The following is a 4860-nucleotide window of genomic DNA, read 5'->3' as shown; positions in this document are numbered from 1 at the left end:
GGCGCCGACGGTCCGGCAAGCGCGCGGACCAGCTGATAGAAGGTCTCAGCGGCGCCCCAGTTCTCCTTGCGCTGATACGCCGGCAGGTCGACGGTGACCACCGGGATCGGCAAATCGAGCGCGCGCGCCAGGCCGCCTGGATCGTCCTGGATCAGCGACCCCGTGCAGGATGCGCCGACGATCATCGCCTGCGGCTTGAACCGGTCATAGGCGTTGCGCGCCGCGGTCTTGAACAGTTCGGCGGTATCGCCGCCGAGATCGCGCGCCGAGAACGTCGTATAAGTCACGGGCGGGCGCCGGTCGCGGCGTTCGATCATCGTAAACAGCAGGTCCGCGTAGGTGTCTCCCTGCGGCGCGTGGAGCACATAATGCAGCCCTTGCATTCCCGTCGCGACGCGCATCGCGCCGACATGGGGAGGTCCTTCATATGTCCACACCGTGAGCTGCATCGTCATGGCACCAGTTTGGCGCGGCGCACGAGCGGACGCGCAAACAATTCGGCGAGGTCGCCGGCCTGCTCGTAGCCCTGGATCGGCGTGAAAACGAGTTCGATCGACCATTTGGTGGTCATGCCCTCGGCTTCCAGCGGATTGGCCAGACCGAGACCGCACACCACCAGATCGGGCCGGGCGGCGCGGCAGCGATCGAGCTGCAGATCGACGTCCTGTCCCTCGGTCACGGCGACACCGTCGGGAAGCAAATTGAGCTCTTCGGCGAGATGCTGGCGATGCAGATAGGGCGTGCCCACTTCGACGAGCAGCATCGAGAGCTCGCGTGACAGAAACCGCGCCAGTGGAATCTCGAGCTGCGAATCCGGGAACAGGAAAATGCTGCGTCCAGCAAGCTTTTCGACGTACGGCGCGAGCGCGCGCGCCGCACGGGCCCGGGAGGGTTGCGTGACCGTGACGAAGGTCGTGTCTTGGACGCCAAAAGCGTCGGCCGCGGCCCTCAGCCACGCGGTCGTGCCTTCGACGCCGAGTGGAAACGGCGCGGCCAATCGCGTCGCACCCCGATCCTCCAGGGCGCGCGCGGTGTCGGCAAGAAACGGCTGGGCGAGCAGAAATCTGGTATTTGGCCCGACCGCCGGAAGCACCGTGGAGTTGCGCGGCGGCAGGAAATGGACCGGCCCGATTCCGAGTGCGCCGAACAGGCGCGCGAACTGGTCCTCGACCACATCGGCCAGCGAGCCCACGATCAGAAGCTGGTCCACGCCTGTTGCCGAGGCGGGCAGCGCCGGCACGAGCGAGGCGAGACATGCATCCTCGCCTTGCGTGAAGGTGGTCTCGATGCCACTGCCCGAATAATTGAGGATGCGCACCTTGGGCGAAAAGCTCTGCGACAGCCGGAGCGCGGCACGCGACAGATCGAGCTTGATCACTTCGGACGGACAGGAGCCGACCAGGAACAGCAGACGGATATCGGGCCGCCGCGCGATCAATTGCGTCACGATGCGATCGAGTTCGTCGTTGGCATCGGTGAGCCCTGCCAGGTCCCTCTCTTCCATGATCGCCGTGGCAAAGCGCGGTTCTGCGAAGATCATCACACCGGCGGCGGACTGGATCAGATGGGCACAGGTGCGCGAGCCGACCACGAGGAAGAACGCGTCCTGGATCTTGCGATGCAGCCAGACGATCCCGGTCAGCCCGCAGAACACCTCGCGCTGACCGTTCTCGCGGCGAACCGGAACAGGCGCGGCGGCGGCGCTCACGGCGCAGCCTTGCACATGCGCATTCATGCTCGCCTCCCGGCCATCGTCGGAGCTTCGGACGACGCGATACGCTCGTCACGGCGGGCGGCGCGCAGCTTCAGGACGAACTGCGTGGCGTTGATGAGGTAGGACGCGTAAGCCGCGAGCGCGAGCAGCATCTGCTGGCGCGCATCGCCCACTCGGCCAAGCAGCGCGACGAGGTAAGCCGTGTGAAGCGCCAGCACCAGGAAGCTCAACACGTCCTCCCAGAAGAACGCTGGCGCAAACAGATAGCAGCCGAAAACTTCACGCTCCCAGATCGAGCCGGTGATCATGATCGCGTAAAGCAGCAGCGTCTTGACCACGATCGAAGCCGCCGCGACGCCATATCCTTGCCCGGTGGCCAGATAGTGAACCACCAGGATCAGACTGATGAGAAAGATGGCGAACTGGACGGGGGCGAGGATCCCCTGCACCAGCGTCCATCTGGTTGCATCGCGGCGAATACGCTGTTCGGGCGTGTACAGCCCCTTAAGTGCTTGCGCAGTCGAACGAACCAACGGTTCTCCGCCGTCTGCTGCCGGAGTACCGTTCGCAGACGCAGCGACGGATTCCAGCGAAGGACTGTAAAGATTATTTGACAGTCTTTCAGCGCGGTGATGCGATATCGGAAGGGGAAAGCCAGGAGCTGCCGGCGATCGACCGCCGAACTGGATAAAATCTCGATTTGCGACTGGCCGACGATGCACCGCGCCACTCCCTATGTGCGGGCTTGATGACAAGAAGGTTAAGCTCGGTTCTAGAGACTGTCAATCAAACTATACGTAAATTAAACTTGACGGTCAAAAGAACGGAGGACTTAATGCGTGGGGGAGTGAAAAATGTCCGATGTGAACGAGCAATCCGTCTTGCCCGGCAGCGCCACCGACCCCGCCCCGGTGCGCCATTTCAAATCGTTTCGAAAGAGGATCCCCGCGCCGATCTGGCGATTTCGCCCCACGCTGCCTCCGGTCACCGTCGTCCAAACCATCAAGACGCAGATCATTCCCAAGATCGTTCTCGCGCTCCGCAAGGCGCCGGCGCCAACAAGTCCGGCGGAAACGACCGAGCAGACCATTCCGAATACGGTCGAGCGGTTTGCGGCACTCACCTTGGGGAGCAATGAAGACGCCCCCTTCGCTTATGTCGAAGACTTGCTTGCGCAGGGCATCACGGTGGAATCGATCTTTCTGGATTTGCTTGCGCCGTCAGCCCGCTACCTGGGCCAGCTCTGGGAGTCGGATGCGACCGACTTTGTCAATTTGACCCTGGCGGTCGGCCGGCAGCAACGGATCATGCGGCGGTTGGGGGAGCGGTTCTGCAACGAGGCACCCCAAGGCGGCGGCGGCGAATCGGTGTTGCTGACCATCATTCCCGGCGAACAGCACAGCTTCGGGCTGTCGATGGTCGCTGAGTTCTTCCGCCGCGCGGGCTGGAATTTGTGCACCGGTCCGTTCTCGTCACATCAGGAGCTGACCTCGCTGGTGCATAACCACTGGTTCGATATCATAGGCTTTTCCGTCAGCAGCGACCGCAGGCTCGATGAGCTGAAGCAGGACATCCATGATATCCGGCACGACTCCCGCAACCGGCAGGTGGGCATCATGCTCGGCGGTCCCATGGTGATCGCGCAGCCCGACCTTGTGGCGTCGATGGGAGCCGATATGATGTCGGCGGACGCGACGACCGCGCCGCAACAGGCGCGCGGCCTGATCGAGCAGATGAAGAACCGGACGTGACATGACCGGCTTGCCCACACACCAATGCCGACAGCCGGCACGGCCAAGCCGCCCGCCGCCGGCAAGACAGGAGAGTCAGCGAATGACGGCGATCGTGGCGGACCATCCTGCGCCGGCCAGCGTCGTCACGGCACTCTATTTCCGCACCAGGGCGCTCCATGTCGAAGCGGAACGGACCGGCATCATGCGCGATCTGTTGCACGGGGACGCCAGCCGTGCAGGCTATGTCCTCCTGCTGCGCAACCTTTTTCCCGCCTATTGTGCGATCGAGCAGGGACTCGAACGACATCAAGGCTCGCCCCTCCTCGGCGTCCTCGCGCATTACAGGCTCGACCGCGCGCCGGCGATCGAATCCGACCTTGCAGCATTATGTGGCGAGCGCTGGATCAACGACATTCCGCTGCTGCCCGCGGGAGAACTTTATGCAAGCCGGATTGCGGAGGCGGCCGAAGGCGACGGGGCGCAGTTGATTGCCCATGCATATACCCGATATCTCGGCGATCTCAGCGGCGGCCAGATCTTGAAGCGGCTCCTGTCGCGATCGCTCGAGCTTCGGTCCGCCGAGCTCACCTTCTACGATTTTCCGCGCTTTCCCGATCTCGACGCGTTGAAGGCGAACTATCGTCAGGCTCTCGATCAGGCTGCCGCGCAGTTTCCCAATGGCGATGCCATCGTTGAAGAGGGCGTGCTGGCCTTTTCGCACAACATCGCCCTGTCATGCGCGGTGCAGGCCGCGGCAGCACGCGAATCGGCTGCGACCAGGTAGAGCGCCGTCGCCGGAGACTTATTTCTTGGAATTGTCGCCGGATGTGCGCGACGAATGCCAGATCAGATGCTCCAGCAGCTCGGCCGTTCGCAGCGTGGAATTGCGCACGCTCTCGAGCATGTCCGCGATCCGGCCGGTTTCCGCACCATAGGTGATTTCGAGCGCTGCGAGCTGCGCGTTCTCGACCACCGCCGATAGCAGGTTCTGATGCACGAGGTCGGTTTTGGAGTCGAGCCGGACCTTGTTGATCCGATTGCTCTTCAGGATGCCCTCCTGGAAGCGGCTACGCGCAACCTCCGCGGCCTTGCGGTCGGTAATATCAGAGAAGATCAGCACGAAGCCCAGTACCCGGTCACGGGACGGCTGCACCGGATCTGCCCTGACCATCAGCGGCTTTTCCCGGTTGCCTTCGTCGCGCAACAGCAATTCACCGCGCCAGGCGCGGTGATGATCGACGAGTTCGCGCACGCTTTCGAGAAAGTACTTCGGCTGCTGGAACGCCGCAGCCAGGTCGTCGAGGCGCGCCGCCATGTGCTCCCTGGGCAGCAGCGTCCTGAACGCATTGTTCATCAGCAGAATACCGCCGTCGATACCGGCGATGATGACCGGCTGCTCGGACACGCGCACAT

Annotated in this window: 6 protein-coding genes; 2 read left to right on the top strand and 4 right to left on the bottom strand. The window is 63.2% G+C overall.

Annotation, left to right across the window (positions count from 1 at the left end):
* The 3 genes from WCB02_RS24165 to bchF all read right to left on the bottom strand — a co-directional run.
* Positions 1-449, bottom strand: a 449-nt coding sequence (locus WCB02_RS24165) for a nitrogenase component 1 (protein ID WP_423962119.1), incomplete at its 3' end; no start/stop codon positions are given.
* Between the two features lie 2 nt (positions 450-451).
* Positions 452-1735 (bottom strand): ferredoxin:protochlorophyllide reductase (ATP-dependent) subunit N, encoded by a 1284-nt coding sequence (locus tag WCB02_RS24160; RefSeq protein ID WP_423962118.1) that lies wholly within the window; start codon positions 1733-1735, stop codon positions 452-454.
* A complete protein-coding gene (gene bchF, locus WCB02_RS24155; protein ID WP_423962116.1) occupies positions 1732-2247 on the bottom strand; it encodes a 2-vinyl bacteriochlorophyllide hydratase in 516 nt (171 codons plus the stop codon). The genes WCB02_RS24160 and bchF overlap by 4 nt, the downstream gene beginning before the upstream one ends.
* Positions 2248-2568: 321 nt before the next feature.
* Here bchF and WCB02_RS24150 point away from each other — a divergent pair, with 321 nt between their 5' ends.
* Both WCB02_RS24150 and WCB02_RS24145 read left to right on the top strand, forming a co-directional pair.
* Positions 2569-3465: a cobalamin B12-binding domain-containing protein gene (locus WCB02_RS24150; RefSeq protein WP_423962115.1), complete on the top strand. Its 897-nt coding sequence runs from the start codon at positions 2569-2571 to the stop codon at positions 3463-3465.
* Between the two features lie 82 nt (positions 3466-3547).
* Positions 3548-4231 (top strand): heme oxygenase (biliverdin-producing), encoded by a 684-nt coding sequence (locus tag WCB02_RS24145; protein WP_423962113.1) that lies wholly within the window; start codon positions 3548-3550, stop codon positions 4229-4231.
* An 18-nt stretch (positions 4232-4249) separates the two neighbouring features.
* On the opposite strand, the gene WCB02_RS24140 is transcribed toward WCB02_RS24145, so the two are convergent.
* The coding region (locus tag WCB02_RS24140) for a PAS domain-containing protein (protein WP_423962112.1) at positions 4250-4860 on the bottom strand (611 nt) is incomplete at its 5' end.

This window comes from Bradyrhizobium sp. (assembly GCF_049581145.1).
Classification (GTDB): Bacteria; Pseudomonadota; Alphaproteobacteria; order Rhizobiales; family Xanthobacteraceae; genus Bradyrhizobium.
The sequence above is the reverse complement of the archived record's forward strand: the minus strand, read 5'-3'. Positions and strand labels throughout refer to the sequence as shown.